This window comes from Shewanella sp. HL-SH5 (assembly GCF_051163755.1).
In the GTDB taxonomy this organism is placed as follows: domain Bacteria; phylum Pseudomonadota; class Gammaproteobacteria; order Enterobacterales; family Shewanellaceae; genus Shewanella; species Shewanella glacialimarina.
Genome location: NZ_CP195038.1, coordinates 772,424 through 798,261 on the forward strand (window position 1 = coordinate 772,424; position 25,838 = coordinate 798,261).

At 41.5% G+C, this 25,838-nt stretch carries 24 protein-coding genes and 1 riboswitch; of the genes, 17 read left to right on the forward strand and 7 right to left on the reverse strand.

Annotated elements, in window-relative coordinates:
- Positions 1–139: 139 nt before the first annotated feature.
- On the forward strand, positions 140–1,456 hold the full coding sequence (locus ACRWQM_RS03225; RefSeq protein WP_434931261.1) for an amidohydrolase family protein: 1,317 nt from the start codon (positions 140–142) through the stop codon (positions 1,454–1,456).
- 207 nt (positions 1,457–1,663) lie between these two features.
- Here ACRWQM_RS03225 and ACRWQM_RS03230 read toward each other — a convergent pair whose 3' ends face one another.
- Positions 1,664–2,113 carry a MarR family winged helix-turn-helix transcriptional regulator gene (locus tag ACRWQM_RS03230; protein ID WP_226413598.1) on the reverse strand — a complete coding sequence of 150 codons (450 nt, stop codon included), beginning with the start codon at positions 2,111–2,113 and terminating at the stop codon, positions 1,664–1,666.
- A gap of 152 nt (positions 2,114–2,265) precedes the next feature.
- Between ACRWQM_RS03230 and ACRWQM_RS03235 the strand changes: the two genes are divergently transcribed.
- The 3 genes from ACRWQM_RS03235 (at position 2,266) to ACRWQM_RS03245 (ending at position 4,824) form a co-directional block, all read left to right on the forward strand.
- Positions 2,266–3,300, forward strand: coding sequence for an NADP-dependent oxidoreductase (locus ACRWQM_RS03235; RefSeq protein ID WP_434931262.1), 1,035 nt, complete (start codon positions 2,266–2,268; stop codon positions 3,298–3,300).
- 31 nt (positions 3,301–3,331) lie between these two features.
- Positions 3,332–4,009, forward strand: coding sequence for a type 1 glutamine amidotransferase domain-containing protein (locus ACRWQM_RS03240; protein ID WP_434931263.1), 678 nt, complete (start codon positions 3,332–3,334; stop codon positions 4,007–4,009).
- A 200-nt stretch (positions 4,010–4,209) separates the two neighbouring features.
- Entirely contained in the window at positions 4,210–4,824 is a 615-nt protein-coding gene (locus tag ACRWQM_RS03245; RefSeq protein WP_226413604.1) for a hypothetical protein, read from the forward strand.
- Positions 4,825–4,831: 7 nt separating this feature from the next.
- On the opposite strand, the gene ACRWQM_RS03250 is transcribed toward ACRWQM_RS03245, so the two are convergent.
- Both ACRWQM_RS03250 and ACRWQM_RS03255 read right to left on the reverse strand, forming a co-directional pair.
- Entirely contained in the window at positions 4,832–5,677 is an 846-nt protein-coding gene (locus ACRWQM_RS03250; RefSeq protein ID WP_434927038.1) for a TIGR03899 family protein, read from the reverse strand.
- 11 nt (positions 5,678–5,688) lie between these two features.
- Complete coding sequence (locus ACRWQM_RS03255; RefSeq protein WP_434931967.1) at positions 5,689–6,822, reverse strand: MFS transporter; 1,134 nt, start codon at positions 6,820–6,822, stop codon at positions 5,689–5,691.
- A 298-nt stretch (positions 6,823–7,120) separates the two neighbouring features.
- On the opposite strand from ACRWQM_RS03255, the gene ACRWQM_RS03260 reads away from it, so the two are divergent.
- The 6 genes from ACRWQM_RS03260 (at position 7,121) to ACRWQM_RS03285 (ending at position 13,431) form a co-directional block, all read left to right on the forward strand.
- Positions 7,121–8,536: a hypothetical protein gene (locus ACRWQM_RS03260; RefSeq protein WP_434931264.1), complete on the forward strand. Its 1,416-nt coding sequence runs from the start codon at positions 7,121–7,123 to the stop codon at positions 8,534–8,536.
- Positions 8,537–8,603: 67 nt separating this feature from the next.
- Positions 8,604–9,758 carry an imelysin family protein gene (locus ACRWQM_RS03265; RefSeq protein ID WP_434927036.1) on the forward strand — a complete coding sequence of 385 codons (1,155 nt, stop codon included), beginning with the start codon at positions 8,604–8,606 and terminating at the stop codon, positions 9,756–9,758.
- A 72-nt stretch (positions 9,759–9,830) separates the two neighbouring features.
- Positions 9,831–11,468: a di-heme oxidoredictase family protein gene (locus ACRWQM_RS03270; RefSeq protein ID WP_434931265.1), complete on the forward strand. Its 1,638-nt coding sequence runs from the start codon at positions 9,831–9,833 to the stop codon at positions 11,466–11,468.
- A gap of 145 nt (positions 11,469–11,613) precedes the next feature.
- Positions 11,614–12,135, forward strand: a complete 522-nt coding sequence (hemG, locus tag ACRWQM_RS03275) for a menaquinone-dependent protoporphyrinogen IX dehydrogenase (protein ID WP_434927034.1) — start codon at positions 11,614–11,616, stop codon at positions 12,133–12,135.
- A gap of 4 nt (positions 12,136–12,139) precedes the next feature.
- Entirely contained in the window at positions 12,140–12,655 is a 516-nt protein-coding gene (locus ACRWQM_RS03280) for a cytochrome b/b6 domain-containing protein (RefSeq protein ID WP_434931266.1), read from the forward strand.
- Between the two features lie 164 nt (positions 12,656–12,819).
- Entirely contained in the window at positions 12,820–13,431 is a 612-nt protein-coding gene (locus tag ACRWQM_RS03285) for a hypothetical protein (protein ID WP_434927032.1), read from the forward strand.
- 131 nt (positions 13,432–13,562) lie between these two features.
- Here ACRWQM_RS03285 and ACRWQM_RS03290 read toward each other — a convergent pair whose 3' ends face one another.
- Together ACRWQM_RS03290 and ACRWQM_RS03295 are read right to left on the reverse strand one after the other, a co-directional pair.
- Positions 13,563–14,243, reverse strand: a complete 681-nt coding sequence (locus tag ACRWQM_RS03290) for a thiol:disulfide interchange protein DsbA/DsbL (RefSeq protein WP_434931267.1) — start codon at positions 14,241–14,243, stop codon at positions 13,563–13,565.
- 146 nt (positions 14,244–14,389) lie between these two features.
- Entirely contained in the window at positions 14,390–15,049 is a 660-nt protein-coding gene (locus tag ACRWQM_RS03295) for a DNA-J related domain-containing protein (RefSeq protein WP_434931268.1), read from the reverse strand.
- 180 nt (positions 15,050–15,229) lie between these two features.
- Here ACRWQM_RS03295 and ACRWQM_RS03300 point away from each other — a divergent pair, with 180 nt between their 5' ends.
- The 6 genes from ACRWQM_RS03300 to ACRWQM_RS03325 all read left to right on the forward strand — a co-directional run bounded on the left by ACRWQM_RS03300 (position 15,230) and on the right by ACRWQM_RS03325 (position 22,401).
- Positions 15,230–15,796, forward strand: a complete 567-nt coding sequence (locus tag ACRWQM_RS03300; RefSeq protein WP_434927029.1) for a phosphoribosyltransferase — start codon at positions 15,230–15,232, stop codon at positions 15,794–15,796.
- Positions 15,797–15,916: 120 nt separating this feature from the next.
- Positions 15,917–17,830 (forward strand): peptidase U32 family protein, encoded by a 1,914-nt coding sequence (locus ACRWQM_RS03305; protein WP_434927028.1) that lies wholly within the window; start codon positions 15,917–15,919, stop codon positions 17,828–17,830.
- 97 nt (positions 17,831–17,927) lie between these two features.
- On the forward strand, positions 17,928–18,227 hold the full coding sequence (locus tag ACRWQM_RS03310) for a DUF3622 domain-containing protein (RefSeq protein ID WP_226413615.1): 300 nt from the start codon (positions 17,928–17,930) through the stop codon (positions 18,225–18,227).
- A gap of 161 nt (positions 18,228–18,388) precedes the next feature.
- Entirely contained in the window at positions 18,389–19,054 is a 666-nt protein-coding gene (locus ACRWQM_RS03315) for a hypothetical protein (protein WP_434927027.1), read from the forward strand.
- A 133-nt stretch (positions 19,055–19,187) separates the two neighbouring features.
- Positions 19,188–19,382, forward strand: a riboswitch (cobalamin riboswitch).
- 121 nt (positions 19,383–19,503) lie between these two features.
- On the forward strand, positions 19,504–21,498 hold the full coding sequence (locus tag ACRWQM_RS03320; RefSeq protein ID WP_434931269.1) for a TonB-dependent receptor family protein: 1,995 nt from the start codon (positions 19,504–19,506) through the stop codon (positions 21,496–21,498).
- Positions 21,499–21,660: 162 nt separating this feature from the next.
- The gene (locus ACRWQM_RS03325) at positions 21,661–22,401 is read left to right on the forward strand and encodes an HDOD domain-containing protein (RefSeq protein WP_434927025.1); all 741 of its coding nucleotides are present in this window, start codon (positions 21,661–21,663) and stop codon (positions 22,399–22,401) included.
- 34 nt (positions 22,402–22,435) lie between these two features.
- Here the strand turns inward: ACRWQM_RS03325 and ACRWQM_RS03330 are convergent, their stop codons facing one another.
- Together ACRWQM_RS03330 and queG are read right to left on the reverse strand one after the other, a co-directional pair.
- A complete protein-coding gene (locus ACRWQM_RS03330; RefSeq protein WP_434927024.1) occupies positions 22,436–23,350 on the reverse strand; it encodes a LysR family transcriptional regulator in 915 nt (304 codons plus the stop codon).
- A 336-nt stretch (positions 23,351–23,686) separates the two neighbouring features.
- Complete coding sequence (gene queG, locus ACRWQM_RS03335; RefSeq protein ID WP_434931968.1) at positions 23,687–24,871, reverse strand: tRNA epoxyqueuosine(34) reductase QueG; 1,185 nt, start codon at positions 24,869–24,871, stop codon at positions 23,687–23,689.
- Positions 24,872–25,036: 165 nt separating this feature from the next.
- On the opposite strand from queG, the gene ACRWQM_RS03340 reads away from it, so the two are divergent.
- A complete protein-coding gene (locus ACRWQM_RS03340) occupies positions 25,037–25,816 on the forward strand; it encodes a substrate-binding periplasmic protein (RefSeq protein ID WP_434931270.1) in 780 nt (259 codons plus the stop codon).
- Positions 25,817–25,838 lie beyond the last annotated feature (22 nt).

The window sequence follows — 25,838 nt, forward strand, 5'->3', positions numbered from 1 at the left end:
TTATGCCATTCTCTTTTTATTCAATGGCAATAACATCAACCTAAAATGTAACAAAAAGCATAATAACTTGTAACTTTTTGCCTTTTTTGTCAGCTTAGGTAGCTATTATTATCACATATGACCAAACGAGCGATTTATAATGAAAAAAACAGTATTCGCAGTATCAAGATTAACCACTTTAATCGGCGGCGCATTATTAGCGCTAGCATCTCAAGCCGCTGAAATTCAAATTATTCATGCAGGACAATTACTGGCTGTACCCGGTGAAAAGCCACTAGAGCAGCAATCTATTATTGTGCGCGATGGCATTATTACAGAGGTAAAAGCCGGTTTTGTTAAAGAGGTTGCTGTAACGGCTGATGACACGTTAGCGATTATAGATTTAAGCCAGGCATTTGTGATGCCGGGCTTAATGGATATGCACGTGCATTTACAGGGTGAATTAGGCCCTAAAAATGACAGCCAAAAACTGCGTATGTCTGATGCCGATGTGGCGATGCACAGTGCCTATTTTGCTAAAAAAACCTTATTGGCAGGCTTTACCACAGTACGTGATTTAGGCGCTAAAGCTGAGCAAATTTATGCCCTGCGCGATGGCATTAATAAAGGCTGGGTTGATGGCCCAAGAATTATTGCCTCTGGCGGTGTGTCGGTTACCGGTGGCCATGGTGATGTAGATGGTATGAGCCCAGATTTATTGGATTTATACACAGAAAAAACCATTTGTGATGGCCCTTTTGATTGCCGCCGTGCCACACGCCGGGCAATTAAATTTGGCGCAGATGTGATTAAAATTACCTCTACAGGCGGGGTGTTGTCTGACACCAATACTGGTACGGGTCAGCAAATGGAAGATGATGAGCTAAAAGAAGTGATTGATGCAGCTCACGCTTTAGGGCGTAAAGTGGCCAGCCATGCCCATTCTGCCGCGGGCATTAACGCCGCATTACGCGCAGGCGTTGATAGTATTGAACATGGCAGTTATGCCGATAAAGACAGTATTAAATTATTCAAAAAGTCGGGTGCGTTTTTAGTGCCAACCTTGCTGGCTGGCGACACTGTGGTGCAAATGGCTAAAAGCACAGATGTGTTTTCTCCTGCGATTAAAGAAAAAGCCATTCGTGTTGGCGGCGATATGATGGACAACTTTAAAGCCTCTTATAAAGCAGGGGTTAAGATAGCTTACGGCACTGACAGTGGTGTGTCGCATCACGGTGACAATGCTAAAGAAGCGGTATTAATGCACGCTGCGGGCATGACCAACATGGATATTTTGAAAAGTGCGACGGTTAATGCAGCTGAATTGATTGATATGTCAGCTACGTTGGGTACGCTTGAAAAAGGCAAGTTTGCCGATATTATTGCGACCTCACAAAGTCCGCTTGATAACATTGAAACCTTATTAAATATCCCCTTCGTAATGAAGTCAGGCATTGTTTATAAACAAGATTTATAAGCAAACCTGTTTGTCTTGTTTTGTTGCAAATAGCTGATTTTATGGGGTAAAGTCAGCTGGTTGCTTATCGTTTAACACTTATTTAATTCCAATATTAATATTTTTTAATTGCGCGCAATTGATTATCGCGATAACAATGTGTTTTAATAGCTTCACGCAATGATAATTTTGCTCGCTGTTAATGTTAGGGCTGCTTTTATGTTAGGGCTAAGGCAGATTGATTTGCTTTGGTAGCTTATTACGAAAAGCATCTAAGCGTTGTTTAAGGTCGGCCATTTCGGCCTCATCAATACCACTTTGTAACTTAACGTGCTGAGTGATTTGCATGGCTTTTGACTTTAGCGCGATACCTTTTTCAGTGAGAGTTAATGACAGTTGTCTGTCGTCCTCAGGGTGTCTAACGCGTTGGATATAATCTAAAGCTTCAAGCCGTTTGACTACCGGTGTGATAGCGCCCGATTTTTGGGCCAGTTTTTGGGCAACATCTTTAAGGCTTAAGCCTTCATTTTGCCAAATAATCAACATCACCAGGTATTGGGTGTAGGTTAGCCCTAGCGAGTTTAATAAAGGTTTATAAAGCTGAGTAATCGCAAGTGATGTTGAATAAACAGCGAAACAAAGTTGATTATCAAGATGTAACTGGTGATCTTCTTTCATAACTCACTCTGTCTGGACTGTGATCAAAATGGCTCACAGTCACGTAAATAAGTAAAACGTGTGACGATGTTACCACTGTTGTTTTAGCTATTGTAGCCTTCATTGAGTCAACCTTTGTCAACGTTTTGGATTGCAATTAAAAAGGATTAATCATGTCATCACACAATCGTCGTATCGTTTTAGCCTCTCGTCCACAGGGCGAACCGACTGCCGAAAACTTCCGTTTAGAAACCGTCAGCAAGCCAACGCCACAATCTGGTGAAGTGTTATTGCGTGCGGTTTATTTATCACTTGACCCTTACATGCGTGGACGCATGAATGATGCTAAATCCTATGCTGATCCGGTTGGTATTGATGAAGTGATGGTTGGCGCGACTGTGTCACAGGTTGAAGCAAGTCAGCACCCTGATTACAAGGTAGGCGATTGGGTATTGGCCTTTGGTGGTTGGCAGGATTACTGCGTATCAAACGGTGAAGGCCTAATGAACTTAGGCGCTAACCCAAGTATGCCATCTTATGCGTTAGGCATTATGGGCATGCCAGGATTTACCGCATATATGGGGCTGCTTGAAATTGGCGCACCTAAAGCGGGTAACACTTTAGTGGTTGCTGCGGCAACGGGGCCTGTTGGCGCAACTGTTGGCCAAATTGGTAAGCTTAAAGGCTGTAAAGTGGTTGGCATAGCGGGTGGTGCTGAAAAATGTCGCCATGCTGTTGAAGTACTTGGTTTTGATGCCTGTATCGACCATAAAGCAGCTGATTTTGCTGAACAGTTAGCTGCGCACTGTGACCAAGGCATTGATGTGTATTTTGAAAATGTCGGTGGCAAGGTATTTGATGCTGTTTTACCTTTACTTAACACAGGTGCACGAGTACCAGTGTGTGGGATGATTTCGCAATATAACGCCACCTCATTACCTGCAGGACCGGATCGTTTATCACTGCTGATGGGCACCTTGTTAGTGAAGCGCATTAAGATGCAAGGCTTTATCATTTTTGATGATTATGGCCATCGTTACCCTGAATTTGCTAAGGATATGAGCCAGTGGTTAGCCAATGGCAAGATCCAATATCGTGAGCATTTAGTCGACGGTATAGAGAACACGACTAAAGCGTTTATCGGCCTGTTAAAAGGCGAAAATTTTGGCAAATTAGTGATTAAACTGAATGAGCCACTGTCTATTTAATGAGATTTTTTACTTTATTAGGAATACATAAATGAAAGTACTAATGGTATTAACATCGCACGACAAATTAGGCGATACAGGGCATAAAACCGGTTTTTGGCTAGAAGAGTTAGCCGCGCCATATTATGTGTTTAAAGACAGTAATGTTGACGTGGTACTGGCGTCGCCGTTAGGTGGACAACCACCGTTAGACCCTAAAAGTGATGAAGTGGATTTTCAAACTGAGTCGACTAAGCGCTTTAAATTAGATACAGATGCTCAGCAGCAACTGGCTACAACCTTATTGTTGTCGTCGGTAAATGTTGCTGATTATGATGCGGTATTTTACCCTGGTGGCCATGGTCCATTATGGGATTTAGTCGAAGACAGCACATCAATTGCTTTGATTGAAAATGCGGTAAAACAAGACAAGGTATTAGGGTTAGTTTGTCATGCACCAGGCGCACTGAAGCACGCTAAAAATGCTGATGGTACCTCTATTGTTAAAGGCAGAAAAGTCACAGGATTTACTAATGGCGAAGAGGATGCGGTGCAATTAACCGACATAGTGCCATTTTTAGTCGAAGACATGTTAATTGCCAATGGCGCAGATTATGCCAAGGCAGATGACTGGCATCCGTTTGCGCAGGTTGATGGCAAATTAGTGACAGGTCAAAACCCTGCGTCATCTGAGCTAGTGGCACATAAGATGTTGGCACTTTTAAGCTAATTACTATTATTTATTGGCTTATGCAAAAGCAAACTTAGGTTTGCTTTTTTGTTTTTTACGGACAAAAAATAGATTTTAGTAGGTAAATAGTTGTACAAAACATTAATTTTTCTCAATATAACGGTTAAAGTTTATTCGAATGTCAAAATAATGATATATTGCGCTCAATATGAAATGTGAACCAAGAGGATATGGAAAGCGTGTCGAAATCGTTGAGTGATGAAGAGTTAGCCTGTTTTAGTGATATTTTTACATCAAAGATGACTTTAGGTAATCCTTTACAGTCTAGAACTGATGCGGACATTTTGGCTGATAACTCTTTAAGTGTTTCGACAGAAATTCCTCAGGTATTAGCCCATATTCTCGGGGAGGCTAAATTAACGCTGCTGGCTGAAATTAGCCACTATCGTTTGTGGTTTCCGCTAGTGTTAAAACGCGATGAACTAGGGCAGTTTATTCCTGTATTAGGCGTACCTGAAGTGGTCGATATGCAAGGTGTTGAACGCAGTTGGCGCGTAACCGATTTAAAAGATGTCACCGTTGTTGGTAATACTGAGCAAGAGGTTGAGGTGTTGTCGCTGTCCAGCTCAGGCTTAACGATTAAAATGCGCGGTGACTTACACGCAGAAATGCCTACATCTGGCAAACTTATGCTGACCAATGGTTTGCAAGTGGATGTAGATTTTGAGCCAGTACGTGCTGAAAATGGTATTATGGCGGCTAAAATTAATGCCCATGGTGAAGCAAGAGAAGCATTAAGGCAGTTTTTGTTCAGTGCCCACAAAACCAAGTATTCTCACCTTTATAATATTTAACTCATATCTAGCTAATATTAAAATCCTGCTGCAATACGCCTCTTAACATTTGGTTGAAACCTTTATCTTGTTTTGCTGCAATCAGCTGGCAAATTTCATCGCCAATGGTGGTTAATCGATAATAGGTAAATAGCAGGTGTTGGCTTTTGGGTTGAAGAGTAAAATTATCATGCACAAATTGCATGGGTAATTTTACTTTAGGGTCAAGCAGGCCTGTTTCAAACTCACTATTATGGATCACCCCCGCATCTATTAAGGTTAAAATATTTGAGTAAGGCAACCCATATTGAGACAAGGGGATATTTACCTGATTATTTTTACGAAAATATTGCTTCACCCCGCCATTTATCCGATAACCACTGAGTAATTTATAACGGTTATCTGTGCCAATTTTAGCCGACATGCCTAAGGCTTTTTCAAGAATAAGCGCTTCACGAAAGGTGAATTGTTTTAGTACTAACAGCGAACGAAGGCTAAAGTTACCTGGAGACACTATTTCACTGGCAAGAATACGCGCCCATAAATCCTGCATTTTGCGATTATGAATTTGCTCGGCCATTTGAAAAAACTGATGACTCCAATCAGCATCTAAATCGACACCCGTTACATCTGAAGGGGTGTAATTTAATGCTAATGCAAAAATATTTTCCAGATTGGCTTGATATGCACTTAGCTGTTTACGCTGGCGATGCTGCGCCCGCTCGGCAATAGATGCGCTCGATGGACGGTAATCTTCTTCACTGGCTAGCCCTAACATGCGCCCGAGTAATAAGGCTTTTTTGCGCGCAGACATATTGGCGGTATCTGCCGCTTGTATATCTACTTCAATGATATTGTTGTCTGGTTCAGCCATTATTTACTCATTTATTCGCGTGGTTTAGGCCAGTAAGTTTCAAATCCTGGTTTGGGTGATTTGGGGACATTGAATGCCAGTAATAAAGAGCATACCGCGAATCCTGTGCCGATGAAAAAGACATATTTAGGCGAACTTAACCACAGCATACCCAATAGTACAGGAATGATCACCGCGGCAATGTGGTTAATGGTGAAGCTAACCGACATGGTTGAGGCAATATCTTGTTTATCAGCAATTTTTTGAAAGTAGGTTTTCATTGCGATTGCCATGGCAAACAATAAATGATCAATCACATATAACCCCGCTGCTACATGGGCATTTTCAACATAGGCATAGCTGATAAAAATAATAATTAAGCCCACATATTCAAAGATAAGCGCATAACGCTCACCAATGCGACCAATCAGTTTTCCGATAGCGGGGGCAAAAAATAAATTCACCACATAGTTAATTAAGAACAGGGCGGTGATTTCTGATACCGAATAGCCAAACTTTTCGACCATCATAAAGCCGGCAAAAACCATAAATATTTGCCGACGTGCGCCGGAGAAAAAGGTTAGCAAGTAATATAACCAGTATCGTTTGCGCACTAATAAATGTTTGTGCTGCGTTTCGCTAATAGCAAATCGAGGAAAGTACAGACTCATCATCAGCACCATTATTAGTCCTAATGCGCCAATGATTGAATACATCCAAATGTAGTCAAGTTTTAGCCATGTCATGACTAGCCAAATACTGCCATATCCGATTAACGCCGCGGCTGAACGCCACGCGAGTGCTTTACCCATAAACCCTGGTGCTTCTGCTTTATCTACCCATTGCAATGTTAATGATTGGTTGATGGTTTCAAAATAATGAAAGCCTATCGACATTAAAATTGTGGTCAGATATAGCCCGAGTACGTCGGGAAAAAATCCGGTTATACCCACACCAATACATAACAATGCCAGCGATATAAGGGCAAAGGCTTGTTCGCGAATAAGCAGTAAAACAAATACCGCAGTAAAGGCCAAAAAGCCGGGCACCTCTCGTAAGCTTTGCAGCATACCAATTTCAGCACCGGTAAACGCCGCCCTTTCAATCACAAAGTTGTTTAGTAAGGCTTGCCACACCGCAAATACCATCGACATAACAAAGGTCATCCATAGCAACAAATGCTGTGGATTGGTTTGATAACCCTCAGTGGCTGAGGTATTTGCAGTTGTGCTAGCAGATACATTAGCCGTGGTCAGTGATGATGAATCCATGAAGTTCCAAAGGGTGATTTTAAAGGCGTGTGACCATAGTGGCAAAAAAACATTTTTATGGGAAGTGTAATTTATTTGTAAATACTTTTGCTAATAAAGATCTTAATTTTAATGCAAATGATTATCAATTGAGTTATTGTGTGGCGAATTATTAAAATAAGCTTAATTATTTAAGTGTACGTGGAGAGTTGATATGAATAGCAAAATCTCACTATTGGCGATGACTTTAGCGAGCGTTATGGGCTTAGGTGTTGTAGCGAATGCAAATGCTGCTAATGAAACCGATGCACTTGCCAAGGCTATTGCCAAGCAAGAAGCTGAAATTGCAGCATTAAAGCAGCAGTTAAATCTATTAACCGAGCAACAAAAGTCACAGTCTGCACAGCAACAGGTTGAGCGCGATGCCTTAACGTCAAAGGTTGAAACCGTTGCCAGTGAGGTCTCTACAGCGCAAGATCGTTATAGCCGCTTTAGCTTTAAATCTTACGGCACCGCGAACTACACCAGTGATGAATATTTCGATAACGTTCAAGACACCAGCCCTGAGCGCCGTAATCGTTTTGACTTAGAGCGCATAGTGACTGAGTTTGGTTATCAGTTCACCGATGAGTGGAGCATGGAAGTCGAGATTGAATATGAACATGGTGGCACAGGCACATCGCTTGAGTATGATGGTTTTGATGAATTTGGCGAGTTTGAATCTGAAGTTGAAGCGGGCGGCGAAGTCATTGTTGAAAAAGCGGAGATCCGCTATCGCCCAAGTAAAGAATTTGGGGTTAAGTTCGGTAATATTCACCTTCCAATCGGCCTAACCAGCACACTGCACAAGCCTAATCAATATCTCACCGTTTTGCGCCACAAAAGTGAAGCGGCCATGTTACCGGCTGTGTGGAATGAAAACGGTATCGGCGTTTATGGTGAAATTAGTGATTTTCATTACCAGGCTCAGGTCGTCAGTGGATTAAATTCAGAATACTTCCGTACCTATGACTGGGCTGCTTCTGGGCATCAAAAACGTTTTGAGCATGTTAACGGCGATGATTTAGCTTTTGCCGGACGTTTAGATTACGGCAACTTTAAAACCGGTAGCGCTGTAGGTGTGGCTTATTACTATGGCAATACTTCAGGTAATCGCCATAAAAGTAATAAGTTAGATGTAGATGGTGCAATGAGTATTGTGTCAGTTGCTGGGGCATTTGTCGAAGGTCCATGGATTCTTCGTGGCCAGTATCTTTATGGCACTCTGGAAAACACTGATGCGATTACTCAGGCCAACAAAACCACCCCAGGTTTACGTCCAGGTAACTTTGCCCAGCTAGGTTCTGAGTCACAATCTTTCTTTGTTGAAGCGGGTGTCAAGCTGGACAGCTGGATCAATATACCAATAACTGCGTTCGCTAACATCGATTACTCAAATCCGCTGATGGCGGTTGAAACGGGGACTGCCACCAAGCGTTTTGAAAATACCTGGAGCAGCATAGGTATCAATTATTTCCCTATTCCTGAAATTGTGATTAAGGCTGAAGGCGGCATACATCAAGTTGCCGTGGCCAGTATTCCTGATACTAATTTCTTCGCATTAGGTGTTGGGTACCAATTTTCTTTATAAGTCACTGTCTTAAAAGACGTTTAATAGTGTGTTTTTTTAACGTTAATTTGTTTTACATGGAGTTTTTATGAAATTTAAATATTCAGCTATCGCATTTTCATTAATCATGGGGTTATCTGCTTGTGGTGGTTCTGGCTCAGATGATACTGCGCCAATCGTGCCAGATGATAGTTTCTCATTTGTTGCGACTGAAATGATCACCAACTTAACCAATGAGGTTATTGTTGACGGTTATGCTGATTTAGCCAGTAAAGGTGAAGCGTTATTTAATGCTACCCAAAGTTTAATTAACTCAACCTCTCAAGCGGATTTAATCGCAGCACAAGCGGCCTGGAAAGCGGCTCGTCAGCCTTGGGAGCAAGGTGAATCGCATATTTTTGGCCCTGTTGACTCATTAAGTATTGACCCGCATTTAGACAGCTGGCCATTAAATACTACTGACCTGCAAACACAGTTAAACAGCGCGGTCGGGTTTGATGCTGAAACCATTAAAGGTTGGAACGATGATGTGCAAGGTTTCCATACTATGGAATACCTATTATTTGGTGATGGCGTTAACGACAACACTAAAGACATTGCCGAGTTAACCACCCGTGAACGTGAGTATCTAGTGGCCTTAGCTGAAGTGTTTCGTGATTACACTAAGCAACTTGATGATGCATGGCAAGTTAGCCATAACCCACAAGATACCAACGCACTGCCATATGCTGAGTTATTAAAGCAACCTGGCACCAGTACTAATACCATTTACTCTTCACAACTGGCGGTTGTTGAAGAATTGATCAATGGCATGATTGGTATTGTCGATGAAGTGGGTAACGGTAAAATTGCTGATCCATTTGGTGACTCAATTACCACTGCTGACACCTCAAAAGTAGAATCGCAATATTCTTGGAATTCATTAACTGACTTTTCAAATAACATCATTGGCGTACGTAATGTTTACCAGGGTGAGTATACCGGCAGTGCAGACAAGCAAGGTTTAATTGATTTTGTTGCTGCTGCAGACACTGTTTTGGCGACTCGCATTGGCAGTGAAATTGATGATGCTATCTTAAAAATCCAAGCGATTAAGGGCAGTAATGATATGCCGTTTCGTCAGGCTATTTTAGATGTTGAGGGCCGTAAGCGTGTGCAAGTGGCTGTTGATGCATTAAGTAAGCTGCAAGCCTCGCTAGAATCAGACATGTTACCTTTATTGTCAGATTGGAAAACCAGCTAACGTTTAGTTGAAGTATGCCTGGCCTCAATTGAGGCTAGGTATTTTGATAAACTGTAAAAATGTGTGAACAAAATGATGAAAATAACAACTAAGCTTTATGCGTTAATGTCAGTGATGATGACAACAACAATTTTAGTCGGCTGTGGTGGCAGTGGTGATGAAATTACCACTGAAATAGTACCAGAGCCGCCAGTAGTCACTTACCCTAGTTATACCGATATTAGTGCCTCAGGTGGTGATACCACTACCTTTGATGCCAGTAATTCAGGCCATGGTTTTTCTACCCCAGCAACTAATTTAACCGCCAGTGAGTTGGCATTGCATCTGGAGGGCGACGTTAATTTTGAAACCTCTTTTACCACAGCGCCTAATAGTGAACATCCTGAATTAGATGGACTAGGTCCGGTATTTAATAATGCCGATTGCAACTCTTGTCATCAGCGGGATGGGCGTAACTCAACCCCATTTTTAGCCGCCAATGAAACCCGGGTTAAGCTAGGATCTGCCGCGGGAATATTTTTACGCATCAGTAAAGCACCTGATGAAGTGTGCACTGAAGGAACTGCGCAAAACAATTATTGTGCGCCAATAGCCGTGCCTGATTTTGGTGGTCAGCTATTTCACCGCGGCGTGCTTAAAGCTCGCCCAGATTGGCAGCAAAATGCTTTTGTTGGTCAAGCCGATGTATATTTGTCTTATCAGCGCAGCGAAATAACCTACGCTGACGGCAGAACCCTTATCCTTAAAAAACCTTTATTCGATGTTGAAAACCCCTACGATGCACCGGGTGAAACCAAACAAAGCGCTAATGTTACCTCTAACCTATTGCAAGACGACGTACTAATGGGCTGGCGAAACGGTATGCCAGTATTTGGTTTAGGTTTATTAGAAGCGATACCTGAAGCGGATATTTTAGCCAATGTTGATGTCAATGATGCTAATGGCGATGGTGTGTCAGGCCGAGCTAACTGGGTATTTGATGCCGTAAAAGCCCGCGATGGTGTCGCGCATCCAGTGTCATTAGGGCGTTTTGGCTGGAAAGCCAATACCCCAAGCGTACGAGTGCAATCACTAGGCGCATTACGGGGTGACATTGGTATTACTAACCCACTGTTTCCGGACGAAAGTATTGCAGGTACTAGCTTGCATGATGCCTATTTAACCCGTACAGGTTTTGTTGATACCGGCAGTGATGAAAATGGTGAGCCAGAAGCCGATGCTGCGTTCAGTGACTCAGTGACTTTTTACGCTGAAACCTTAGCGGTTCCAGCAAGACGTAACGTCAGTAACAGCAATGTACGTGAAGGGGCGCGTTTGTTTGAACAAGTTAATTGTACAGGTTGTCACACACCATCATTTACCACGAAAACCGCCGGTGATATTGGCGGTGAACCGATGAGCGATAGCTTAAAGGGTCAAACAATTTATCCGTTCAGTGACATGCTATTGCATGACATGGGTGAAGGGCTTGCTGATGGCCGCCCTGACTTTTTGGCGAACGGTAATGAATGGCGCACACGTCCTTTATGGGGCATAGGCTTAACTCAAACGGTGAATCCGCAAGCCGGATTTTTACATGATGGCCGTGCGGCAACATTGGAAGAAGCTATTTTATGGCATGGCGGCGAAGCTGAAAAAAGCCAACAAGCTTTTATGGCGTTAACCCAGAATGAGCGAGACCAGGTGGTAGCGTTTTTAATGTCACTATAACGACCGATGTAAACCCTATAAAAGAAGCAAGGCTGGTGCTTGCTTCTTTTGATCTATTTTGATGTTAAAGCCGTGATCTGTTTCAAGGTCAATACCTGCTATATAACGTAATATAAGCGAGTTAATTACTTGTTTAGGCGGCAATATGGCTCAGATCCTTCTTGTTTACTCCAGCGTACACGGACAAACCCGTAGAATATGCGAGTACATCCAACAACAAATACCCCAAGCTGATCATCATGTGACCTTAGCGGCTTTAGATGATGTGAGTGATTTGTCTGGCTTTGATAGAATTTATATTGGTGCAAGTATCCGTCATGGTAAACATCGACCCGCTTTATATGAATTTATTCAGCAGCATCAGGTAGAGTTAGAAACTAAACCCAGCGGCTTTTTTTCAGTCAGTTTGGTGGCGCGCAAACCGAATAAAAACACCCCAGAAACCAATGCCTATATGCAGGCATTTTTACAACAAACCGTATGGAAACCCGCTTTATTACAGACCTTTGCGGGGAATTTAGATTACCAGGGCTATGGCCCAATGGATCGCAATATCATTCGATTTATTATGTGGATGACCAAAGGTCCAACCGATCCCAATACCAAGGTTGAATACACTGACTGGCAAAGGGTGGATGACTTTATCGCTAAAATGATTGAGGCGTAACGCTATGGTACTAAAGCTGATATGGCAAAAAATTGCAGCCAAGTTACATGCATTAGTACTCGTCATGTCGGTCATATTAGTGTGCACTAGCCCTTGGGTATTAATAGGGCGGCAATTAAGCGCAAATGCCGGTTTTTGGAGTCACTTTCATGTATACGGCGGCCTAATTACAGCATGTTTAGCGTTATTGTTTGCCATAAAAGTGTGCCTTAAAGGTCAATGGCGACAGTTCTTCCCCTGGTTACTGTTGGACTTTAATCAAGTTAACACGGATCTTGTTGGTATATTAACAGGCAAGATACCGGTTGCAGGAGGTAAGGGATTGTTCAGTGTTATTGAAGGAATAGGTGTTATTTTACTTTTGCTGGTGGCGGTCAGCGGTGTGGTTTGGTATTTAGTTGACCCGAGCAATGCCTTAGTATGGCGCAGCTATCATCAAGTGCTTGGCCAATGTTTTATCGGTTTTATGATTATTCACCTGCTATTAGCGTTACTGCATATTAAGGACTTTTTTGACTAAGCCATGTGTTTAGAGGCTAACAAGTTCTTTACCCTTAGTTATTATCATTATCTAAATTATTTAGCGTATTAACACTATTTAACATTTCAGCCACTTGCTATTTCCTTCGCTCAACTGTTTAATTGCGGCAATTTATCTCTACTTCATTTTATTGAGAATTATATATGAAATCGACTCTATGTTGCTTACTGGTTTTAGGCGTTATGGGTATGAGTGGTTGTGCAGCAACTCAGAATAATTTTGCCTCTAAAGTTAAATCAGAAGGTGCGCAAAACCTTGATTTGTCTCAACAATGGGAGCAGGGTGATAAGGATGTTAGAAACGGTAAAGAGCAATTACAAGATGGCCGTAAACTGGTGCAAGAAGGTAGTGCTGAGATCCGTGAAGGTGAGAAGCTAATCGCCGAGGCAAGAATTGAAGGCCAGAAACAGAAACAAGCTTTTTTGAGTTTTACTAGCACATTAAATGGTGCACCGACGGGCAAACGAGCGATTGTTTTATTGAATAAGCTGGAAGAAATTGCCGATCTTTGGGAAGACGCTGATGACAAGTTTGCAGATGGTAAAGAATTGGTTGAGGACGGCAATACTAAGTTAGCTGAAGGTGAAAGTGCCATAGAACAAGGCCAAAACCTAATCAATAGCGGCAGTAGCCGTATGAAACAGGCTGAAGGTAAATATCAGCAACGCAATGGTTCAGGATTAGTTGAACAAAGACGTGAAGATAAGGCATTAGTTGAACAAATGCATATCGAAGAAAGGTCGAATAACTTCTAATTGTGATTTAAAATTGCGTCGGTTTTCAATCGACTTATTTTTAACAATAAATGTTTAACAATAAAAAAACCGATATTAGCAGTGCTATATCGGTTTTTTAGTTTGTAAAATAAATTAGCAGAGCAGTTTAGTTATTTTTGTAGTGCTAAGTAGTTCATCACATTGATTAAGTCATCAAGGGTGCGCATTTCATTCATATTAATGGCGTATTTATCATTGACGATAAAGGTAGGTACACTTTGTACCCGATATATCACCTGCTGTTGGCGCCATAGGCTCAATTTTTTGTCGGTATCAGTACTGTCGGCCAATTCATCATATTTAGCGGCATCAATACCAAATTTAGCAAAGACCTTTTTAATGTCATCGCGGCTATTAACCTGTGACTCATGTTTGTCACCATGGGCACTGTGATCATGACCGCCATCGTTTTCATCGCCTTGAATGGCACCGAACATTGCTACTTTTAACGCTTCTTGATTGTCCTGAGTGTGGATCACCGCTAGCGAGCGCATAACCTCAGTGCCTAAATCACTGTTCATAAAATCGACATGCTTAGTGTCAAATGTAACTTGCTTGTCTAAGCCTGCTTTAATTTCTGGTAAATACTTGGTTTCCATATTGAAACAGTTGTGACAATAAAAAGAGAAAAACTCAGTCACTTTAGGTTCGCTTGGCACCATGCTATTTGAAATTTGTGTGTAGTGCTTACCTTCTACAAAGGGGGCGGCAAAACTGTTAATCGGGGCAATGATTAAAGAAAAAATGAGTGTGCTAATTACGCTGGCGGCTAATGCAAAATGTTTAAACATGAATACCTCAAAATTATGTTATTAATGGAATTTTATCCGCTAATGATGACATATTTTGACAAACTAGACCGAAAGATTTATGTGATCCAGTGGTGATTTGTGACAAATATTGCACTTTTAGTGCTTCCGATAAGCCTACTAATGATTCAGGCAACTAAGCTTTTGTCGCGTAATGTTTGCCATGCTTCACAGACTTCTTTAAAACGTTCGGCATTGCCTTGGTCACGATCAGGGTGCCATTTTAAGGCTAACTTTTTCCATTGCCTTCTGATGTCTTTGTTTGATGCGCTATCATCTAATTCAAATACTTTTAAAGCATGACCTTTATTCATTAATTGGATGTTTACGCCAATATATTCTTGATAGCTGTTCCAGAACGACTCCAACATTTCACGGACGACATTAATGCTGGTATCGTAATTTTTCCAGTCTAAATAGTAATCCCGCAGTGCAGCGTCTTGACGGTGTAATAGGTCTGCGTTGCCTGGCACAATTCTAAACAACTGAATTTCCATAGCCTTCACTTGTAACCATTGCTTGGGTAGCAAAATATCCTGTAACTCATACAAGGCATTCATCAATAGAAAGTTACGTTTAAACAGGTCCTTTTCTGGTAATGGGTCTAAATCATGCATTAGGCCTTTATTTTGCAATTCACTGGCTAAATGATGCACCTTCCAACTGTGATTCGAAGACTGCAATACACTTAACAGTGGCCAAATAAGTGGATTATCACCTTTTTCAGAAGTCATCGATGACGATGGTGCTTCTAAGCTAGGCTCTGCGGAACGTTTTTCAAATAACATAATGAGCGTCTTCATGCTGAAAATGGCGATAAAAAATACTATGCCATAGTGATGATGCAAGGAAAAGCAGATTTTTATCTGCTTTGCGGCGTGTTCATTGTCTAATAAACGTTAACAATGCAGGCAAAGTGGCTGGTTTTGGTATAAAATTCTCCGCAATAAAAATGGGGGTAAACACCAATGACCGATAAACACTTTATAAGCGCACAACAATTACTTGAAGATTCATTTCGTTTAGCAGCACAGGTTTACCAATCTGGCTTTAGACCCCAATTTATTGTGGGCATATGGCGAGGCGGTGCACCCATTGGTATTGCGGTGCAAGAATATTTTGATTTCAAGGAAGTGGAAACAGATCACATAGCCGTTCGAACCTCATCTTATTACGGTATTGGCACTGACAAGCAAGATAAGAATATTAAAGTGCATGGTTTGCATTACATTATTGAAAATGCCAACGCTACAGATGGCTTATTAATTGTTGATGATGTATTTGATTCTGGTCGCAGCATCCATGCCTTAATCGGTAAGTTGCAGAAATTTATGCGATTAAATATTCCAACGGATATTCGTATTGCTTGTCCTTATTACAAGCCAAACAACACTAAAGTACCGTTGAAACCAGACTACTTTATCCATGAGTCTGACGAGTGGTTAGTGTTTCCGCATGAAGTAAAAGGTCTGACTCCAGACGAAATTGCCAACGGCAAAGCTGATTTGAAAAACATCCAAGATTTATTTATCTAATCTGGGCATTTTTACAACAAATTTGCTAGAATAAGAAAATATATGAGTGCGCCAACAATTTTGTTGGCGCACTTTTTTATCTAACCGATTTTGCTTAATTACAAGAATTGATATAACCATATGGCCTCTGTTGAACTTTTTACACCTACACCCGCCAAAAAGCGTCAGCTTGAACTGTTAGCACCTGCTAAAAATGCCGATTATGGTATTGAGGCAATTCGCCATGGTGCAGATGCGGTTTATATTGGTGGTCCTGCTTTTGGTGCCCGTCATAATGCGGGTAATAGTGTTGAAGATATTGCCCGTTTAGCTGAGTTTGCTCATCGCTATCATGCCCAAGTGTTTGTCGCCTTAAATACTATTTTAATGGACGATGAGTTACCTAAAGCTGAGCAAATGATTTGGGATTTATACGAAGCCGGTGTTGATGCGTTAATTATTCAAGATATGGGCGTGTTGCAATTAAACTTACCGCCAATAGCGTTACATGCCAGCACGCAAATGGATAACCGTACCCCTGAAAAATCCGTTTTTTTAGAGCAGGTTGGGTTCTCTCAAGTGGTACTTGCGCGTGAGTTAAATATCCCGCAAATTCGTGATATTGCTAACAGCACTAAAATGAAGCTGGAGTTTTTTATTCATGGTGCCTTATGTGTTAGTTACAGTGGTTTATGTAACTTAAGCCATGCTTATTCTAATCGCAGTGCCAACCGCGGTGAATGTTCACAAATGTGTCGTTTACCGTGTAACTTGACCACTCGAGAAGGTGAGGTATTAGCGGAGAACCAGCATTTGTTGTCTTTAAAAGACAATAACCAAACCGACAACCTTGAAGCGTTAATTGAAGCTGGAGTGTCATCTTTTAAAATCGAAGGTCGTTTAAAAGACATTACTTACCTTAAAAACGTCACCGCCCATTATCGTCAACAATTAGATGCCATTATTGCCAAGCGCAGTGATGTTGAATCTATTTCTCACGGGCGTTGCGAGTTTAATTTTACCCCTGATCCAGATAAAAGCTTTAACCGCGGTAAAACCGATTATTTTGTTACCCAAAGAACCGAAGCGATTGAACACTTTAGTTCGCCGAAATTTATTGGTGAAAAAGTGGGCCGTATTACTCAGGTTGGTAAAGATTTTATCAAACTCGATACGACTGAAAGCGGCAAAGATATTGTGTTCAATAACGGTGATGGTTTGTGCTTTTTTGTTGAGCATTATGAAACTCAGCGTTTGTCGGATGATAAACTTGCTGGAACTCGAGTTAACCGTGCTGACGGCAATACCTTATATTTAACTGAGGTGCCAAAAGATTTAAAAGTTGGCGTGATGATGTTCAGAAACTTCGACCATAAATTTGAATCGACGTTAAATAAAGAATCCGCTACCCGTAAAATCAGTGTTGATATGCAATTGCATGATACTGAAGATGGCGTTGCGCTGACGATGACCGATATTCACGGCATTAGCGCTACGGCCCGTTTGCAATGTGAAAAGCAAGCGGCAAACGATCAAGCTAAATCAGCTGCTAACCTTAAAAAGCAGTTAGGTAAGTTAGGCAGTACCGATTTTACTGTTAATAAGCTGAACTTATTAACCGAGCAAGCCTGGTTTTTACCGGCCTCTACCGTAAACGAGCTTCGCCGTGATGCGGTTGATGCCCTAATGCTTGCGCGAGTGGCTGCATATAAACGACCAGAGCGCTGGACACATGATAAAGAGGCGCGTTTCCCGCAGAAATCGTTAAGCTTTTTATCTAACGTTGCCAACGAACAAGCGCGTAATTTTTACGAGCAACATGGTGTTATTCAAATGGAAGACACCTATGAAAAAAATAAAGTGCTACATGACGCACCTTTAATGGTGACCAAGCATTGTTTACGTTACAGCTTTAATTTATGCCCTAAAGAAGTAGAAGGTATAAAAGCTGACCCAATGTTTTTAGATGTCGGTAAAGATAAATTGAAATTAGTGTTTGATTGCCAAAAATGCGAAATGATGATTGTTGGCTCAAATCAGATGGTAAAAAGTTAAACTGCACTTAATAAGCACTTAATAAGCACTTATTAGTACAGTAATAAATTAGGCTAAATGCCTGTTAAAGCGTTAATTCACTAGGAAAAATAGATAAATGAGCAAAAAGTATGAGTCTCGCGTGTTTCAAGCTGACAATGGCTGGAAAACAGAAATCACTCGTCGTATGACCTCGACTAAAACGATAGTATCGAAAAGTCATGATGGTTTTGCAACAGAAGCAGAAGCTACAGCTTGGGGCGAAGAAGCTTTGAAGGGTTTTTTAAGCAAACAAGCTGATCGTAATAAGCGTAAAACGGCTAAACACCTAAAAGCAAAAACCTTGGCAGATGCCATTGCTGCAGAATCAAGCGAAACTGAAGCAGATACTCAAGATTATGATGAAGAGTTAGGTTAGTCACCATAGTATTTGTGTATACAACGAGTTGTTAAAGATAAGTTTCAAAAAAGTGGCTGTTGTGATATATAGTGAGTCCATAATTGCATAGTTATTTTGACTGATATCTAAAATAGCCTCATCAAAGGATGTTGGTGAATGTTTACAAAAGGATGTATGAAATGAAACAGTTTACTGCAATAAAGCTTTGGCTGGGGCTAGCTTGTCTAGTCCCTTGTGCTGTGCTTTTTGCAAAACCGTTCTCTTCAATAAACACGCTGTTTGGCGATGACAACCAAAGCCTTGGTAAAGTTGAAATGCCAAAGGATGTGCAGCAATTAACTGACTTTGCCTCAAAGTTTGGTTTCTTGCCTCCGCTGAATTGGAAATTGGCATTCAGTGAAATGCAAGGTGAGATGTTTATGGCTGAATTCATTCCAGCCAATGAATCGCTAAATGATTGGAGCGGCCTTGTGTGTATGCAAGGCTTTAAAGGCTTAGCTAATGACATTGAACCGCAAAAATTTCTTGATGGAATGGCCGATACCTATAAAGAACATTGCGAAGGCAAGGTAGTTTATACCGTTTTAGGCACATCAGAAGTGGAAGGTTTAGATGCGGTGCATGGTATTTTGGGGTGCACAGTCATGCCCAATATTCATCATGCCTCCATTTTTGTTGAAAAAGATTTTTCCACTATTCCCAAAGGTGAAATTGGATACTTTACTGTGGTTAGCGGCTCCCAAGATCTTTATCTTATCCATAAATCGATACGTGTAGCTGTGTTCAGAGAAAACCAACCCCCGCTTGATGCCAACAACTACCGCGAGTTTATGGCTAACCCTTAAGTCTGTCATATCTTTGATTGCTACGACTGTGAATGCTGAATATTTTTAATGTTCAATTTCTGCCGTAGCTCTCCCTGCCTGTATCTAATTTAGCTGTTAATCCGTATAATCGGCGCGATTTTATGGTCATGATGACTAGTCAATCTTTTGTGGTGCCATAACGTTTAAATGAGCTTATGGATAATCGGGAAATCAGTGAAAAGCTGATACTGCCCCCGCAACGGTGAAAGGTTAAGATAATGTATAACCATTGCATTATTTGTTTGTTGAATAAATTGTTCATACAAAATACCTCAGTCCGGAGACCGGCCCTAAAGATGATTTTAAGATTTCGGTGGGCAGATCTTAAAATGTAATAAGCTATTTTTGATTCGATTTATTCATTCGATGTTGAAAGCGTTTTATTGCGACGTAATTGCCCCATTTTCCCTTTCAGGAGTTAAAGGTAAATGGGTACTAATCCAACAAAACTAGCCTTATCATTAAGCGCTATTCTGGGACTTTCGAGTCTTTCTTTGTGTCTATCTGCAAATGAAATTCAATCTATCGCTCAAGCTGACCCTCAAACTAATGATATCGTGCAGCAAGAAGAGAGCATGGTGATTATTGGCCGCCGTGCAGAAACACCACTTAACATTGCAGCTAACGTTAATGTCATTGATGCCGCTGAAATTCAAATGAGCGGCGCCACCAATTTGGGTGATTTATTGCGTGGTCATAGTGGTATTCAGGTTTCCAATAACAATACTGGCCTGGTTTTTTCTATGCGTGGATTTACCGCCTCACAAGCGGCAAATAATACCCTTATTTTGGTCGATGGACGTCGTCTTAATAATATCGATATTGCCTCACCTAACGTCAGCGCCATTTCGCTTAATCAAATTGAGCGCGTAGAAATATTATCTGGCAGTTCAGGGGTGTTATACGGCGATCAAGCTGTGGGTGGCGTGATTAACATTATCACTAAAGCGCCTACTAGCAATGGTGGTAGCTTAGCTCTGTCTGCGGGCAGTTTTGATACTTTAGAGGCTAAGGGTGATGTTGCTGGGGCAATTAATGATGCTTGGCAATATTACTTAGCGGGTCAGTATAACGAGTCGGACAATTATCGTGATGATAATGCCAATGAAACCAGCTCAATATTAGGCCGTTTACAATATAAAACCCTTGAAGAAGATTTTTATATTGAAGCAAACTACTTTGATAATGATCGTCAAACACCAGGTTCGTTAACCAAAGAGCAACTTGAAGAAAATCCACGCCAATCTAACCCTTGGAATAAAGGCGATTATATTCATGGCATGACGACAGCACTGCGCACGGGGTATCACAATCAAGTTACTGATACCTGGACGTTAGGTGCCGATGCCAGCTATACCGACAGTAATAATACCAGCCAGCAATGGGGCAGTTCAGGCCGTAATGAACGTACTTTATTGTCTATTTCACCCAAAGCGGTTGCTAAGTATCAAGTCGAAAGTGGCGAACTAAATATCATTACCGGTATTGATTACAATTTAGGTGAGTCGATATTTAGCTTTGGTAGAAGTAATCAACAAACCCAAAGCAGCGCTTATATTCAGGCCTCTGTGCCACTGACAACTTCATTATCCTATGTGGTTGGCGGTCGTTATGCAGAAGCTGAGGATGACCTGGTTGATGGGAATATTTATCCTAATGGCATTGATTTAGACCAGGATGCACATGCATTTGAACTGGGCTTAAATTATCGCCCTAATACTGAACATCGTTTGTATGTGCGTGCTGATGATAACTTCCGTTTTGCTAAAGTGGACGAGCAGGCTTATACCTCACCAGGTACAGTGGGCTTAAAGCCGCAGCTAGGGCGATCATTTGAAGCGGGTTGGGACTATGCATACGATATTCATAATCTACAAATTAATCTGTTTCAACTTGATTTAGAAGATGAAATTGTTTGGGATCCCAGTGCTGAAAAACCAGTCGGTGGTGCTTTTAATGGCGCTAACATTAATGCCGATGCATCGCGTCGATATGGTGTCAGTACTGATTATGATATTCAGCTTAGTCCTGCATTAATGCTTGGTGTTGCATATGACTATATTGATGCCGAGTTTACTGAAGGCGAGAATGCAGGTAAGGCTTTATCCTGGGTGGCCAAACACAATGGCCGCGGTTATGTGAGTTATGATTTTGCTAATCATTGGCAAGTATTTGCTGAAGGTGTTTACACAGGCGAGCGCTTTATTGAAGGTGACAATGCTAACGTTGACCCTAAATTAGGGAGTTATGTACTGACCAATATTGCAATTAATTATAGTTACCAGCAATGGTCTGCAAGCCTACGGGCTGACAATCTACTTGATGAAGAGTATGTCAGCGCAGGTTACTATTCGGCATGGGGAAGTGGCTTTTATCCAGGCGATGGGCGTAACTTACGTTTAACCGCAGGATATCGTTTTTAAATCTTGCTGATTTAAATCAAACTGGCTTAAATGCTATTGGTTTAAATCACAAAGTGACTATACTTTATCAAGCCAACAAGTTTCTTGTTGGCTTTTTTATGCTATGGTTTTGCTAACAGCCTAAATACAAATTTCGATTTAATAATAAGGTGACAATGGGGTATGACGGATCTTGAGCAAAGAGTGTTAACTCAAGTTAGGGCAATTATTGGTAATGAAGATCAAGTCATTGGCCGTCGCGGCATTCTTATTCCGCTAAAAAAAGCGCTAATTAACGAAGCTGATATCAGAGTTGTGATTGATATTGTGTCAGATGATCCCGCATTAGCAGGACACTTACTTATGCGCAGTAATACCGCGCAAACGGCAGGGCTTATATCAACTAAGAATCGCAGCATTAAAGATGCGCTAATTCGTCTTGGTCAGGTTAACATTTATCGTTATGCATTTTCGTTCTATCTAAAAGAACGTTTAGATGGTCTTGCCGAGCCTTATAAAAAGTTGATCCATGGCTATTGGAAATTGAACGAGTTAATTGCGGTTGATTCTATTTCGCTTTTACGTCAAGAAACCGAAAAGGGTAGCGGCCTAAAAATTGACGCCGATGAAATGCAAACCTTGGCACTGTTTAGTGTGTTTGGCCAGGTTATCGCCTTAACCGCTTTTGCTTACTTGAACAGCGAGCAAGAAACCCCCGTATCACTGCGGGTTATTAAGTCGTTACTTGACAACCATCAGCAAACACTTTCAATTGAAGCCTTTGAATCTTTAGGTCTAGATGATGATTTGCGTATTGAGTTTATGATTGCGCATAACTTACAACAAACTAAAAACCCTGACTCAGCAGGGCTTCTTTTACGTAGAGTCTTGTCGAAAAGAGGTTTGTTGATAAATCCCCTATAGCGCCAGACCTGAGTAATGCTAAACCTTTGAAGTGTTAGGCCTGAGTTAGACTCGATCTTTGCAGGGCCAACCCTTCCTGTGCCACTAATTCTAACCATTTCTGGATTAAGTTAGCATTGGTGGCATCACGTCTATAGGCTCCAAACAATGGTCGTTTTAAGCCTTCAGCTCCTAATGGTAATGAGGTTAAGCTTAAGCCCTGGCTTTCTTTAATTGACCATGTAGGCAGCGCCGCAACCCCATCATTACAGGCTACTCTTTGTAATAACATTGAGGTTAAATCACATTGTTTTTGTTCGCCAATTTCTATCCCGGCTGGCTCTAAAAAGTGCTTATAAATATCTAAACGGGTCAGCGGCACAGGGTATGTCAATAATGTCTGTTTGGCTAAATGTACAGGGCTAATAAAAGCTTGCTTAGCCAATGGATTATTATTGGCAACCACTAATTTAACCTCAAAATCAAACAAGTGCTGATACGCCAAAGTATGTCCAGGTACAGGATCAGAAGTGAGTACTATGTCTAATCCGCCAGTTTCAAGCGCATTAAGGGAATCGAAAAGATGACGGCTTGAAATATCAATCTGTGCATCGGGTGCGTGTTGCTTAAATGCTTCAATAACAGGCATTAACCATCTAAAGCAACTGTGGCATTCAATGCCTAATTTGAGTTGTTGATTTTCACCTTCTAATCCACGCTTTAAATCAGATTCTGTCGCAATGACCTTTGGCAAAATTTCTTCAGCAAGGTTAAGTAAACGGGCACCTTCGTGGGTGAAGGTGAGCGGTTTACTTTTACGAACAAAAATAGATGAATTAATGCGGGTTTCTAATTCTTTAATTTGGTGAGAAAGAGCCGATTGGGTTACAAAACGTTTCTTAGCTGCACCCGCTAAACTGCCACTTTCCTTTAACGCCATTAAGGTGCGAAGGTGTCTAAGTTCTATCATTGCTCACTCCACATGAAACTTACTCAACTTACCGATGAAATCAATTCGATTACTTGGTAGCAGGTTAGCATAATAAACTTCTAGACGTCCAGACGCCTGTGTAATTTATTTACACAAAGGCAACAATAATCTGTTCGCCCACAAGAAAAGTAGTATGAAAATTACGAGTTTAGCTTTTATGCGCTTTGTTGGGTAACGCGCACTTAAGTTGGCTTTATAGGGGAGCTGGTAAGATTGGGAAGAGCAAGTTTGGAGTTAGCTGAGTTTGGAATTAGCCGAGTAGTGCATGATTATTTCATTACTGCTAGTAAAACTATACTCACACACTCGCTGAAACTAGGCATCTCTTGGCAGCCCTTTTTGAACACTGCGAATAACCCGTTGGGTTTTGCGGCTTAGCGGTTCTATTATGGCGAGCGCTTGTTCCGCTAGCTTTACTTGCTGCTGATTAATGGCCCATTCAATATGTTCAATGACTAATGCATCTACTTCATCTGTTTGAGCTTTTTGAGTCAGTGCGGCAATAATATCATCGCTTGCGGGAGCGTTACCTAGGGCGACGGCTATGTTGCGTAGCCAGCGTTTGTGGCCGATGCGGCGGATAGCACTGCCTTCGGTGTTTGACAAAAATGCACTTTCTGACCAGGCAAACAAACTCAGTAAGTCAGGTTGTATTAGTTTTGCCCGGGTATGAAAGTCGGTTTCCTGGGTGAGTGGGGCTTTGGCATTGACCGGGCATACTAGCTGGCAGTCGTCGCAACCATAAATTCGATTGCCAATTAAGGGTCTAAACTCTTCCGGAATAGCAGTTTGTAATTCTATGGTGAGATAGGATATACAGCGCCTGGCGTCAACAACATAAGGGGCGACAATCGCATCTGTTGGGCAAGACTTGATACAGGCCACACAGGTATTACAGCCGTCTTTAATAGGGACATCAGTTGGCAGGGGCAAGTTAATTAATAATTCGCCGAGAAAAAACCAGCTGCCTGCGTCTGGATGTAAAATTAGCGAGTGTTTGCCTGTCCAGCCTAAGCCTGCTTTTTCAGCTAGAGGTCTTTCTAAAATGGGCGCAGAGTCGACAAAAGGGCGAAAGTCGGTGTTATTAAACGCAAGACTTTGACAGTGTGATGCTATTTTTTCGCCAAGCTGTTTTAGCCGTTGTCGCATGAGTTTATGGTAGTCACGGCCACCGGCATAACGTGAGATATAAGCTAAATTAGGGTCAGTTAAGTTACTGGCAAACCCGGCATCAGGTGGCAGGTAATCCATGCGTGCACTAATCACTCTAATACAACCAGGATGAAGTTCTGCTGGCCTTGCACGCATCATGCCGTGGTTAGCCATATAACCCATATCACCGTGGTAACCTTTATCTAACCATGCTTGCAAATCAGCTTCGTGTGCTGATAGGTCAACATCTGCGATACCAATATGTGCAAAACCTAAATTTTTACCCCATTGCTTAATTTCTCGGGCAAGCTCGGCAAGTTGGTTTACACTTAGTACAGTATTGGGCATGTCAGTATTGAGTAGCGCAGTCGATTCGGCCATGGTAAATCATTAGGTGTGAGTAATCTTGCCGTTGATTATACGCTATCTGTAATGGACTATAGATTTTTTCATTGGGAAAATTCGGTCTTATTATTATGTGTAAGATATTGTATAAAAGAGTGGGGGTTAGCATTGAAGCAACTTTTTTATGTGTTATTAGCGGCTTTAGTTTGCATTAAGTGTGAACAATCAATTGCCGCTGAGCCCTTGATGATCGTCGCAGAAGATTGGGCACCGATGAGTTATCGTGTTAATGATCAACCTACGGGTTACGTTATTGAGTTAATTCAAGTGCTGCAGTTACAATTATCTAGAACAGATCCGATAGTCTTTTTACCTTGGGCACGGGCTAATTTGCTAGGTCAATCTCAAAAAAATGTTTTATTAATTGCCATGGCCAAGAATCATCAACGAGAAAGTCGATTTTCATTTATTGGGCCAATTGCTGAAGGAAGTATGGGGATTTTTGTACTTAAGGATGACCCTATCAAGTTAGATAATTTGAGTGACCTAACTAATCAAGGGGACATAGGGGTATACCGTGAAGGTGATTGTCAGCAGACACTTAAAGACTCGCATGTAAGTCAATTAGCTGTGGCAAATTATCCTGATCAAAGCGTCAAACAACTAGTGCTGTCTAGGGTTCGTTTTTTGTGCCAGGCTGATTTTGGTGTGCCGTATACACTTAATCAAATTGGCAAGCGTAAGTCTGATGTAAGAATGGCATATAAAATTAAAGATTTAGCGATATATTTAGCCTTTTCTGACGGCACATCACCAGCGCTTATCCAACAATGGCATCAGGCATTAAGTCAATTTATGCAAACGCCAGAATATACAGCTTTGTATCAAAAGTGGTTTGAAACTGACTTGCACCCTAATGAGCCAAAGTTATTTACCGTGAATAATTAACCAAACCCTTAATACAGTTTTT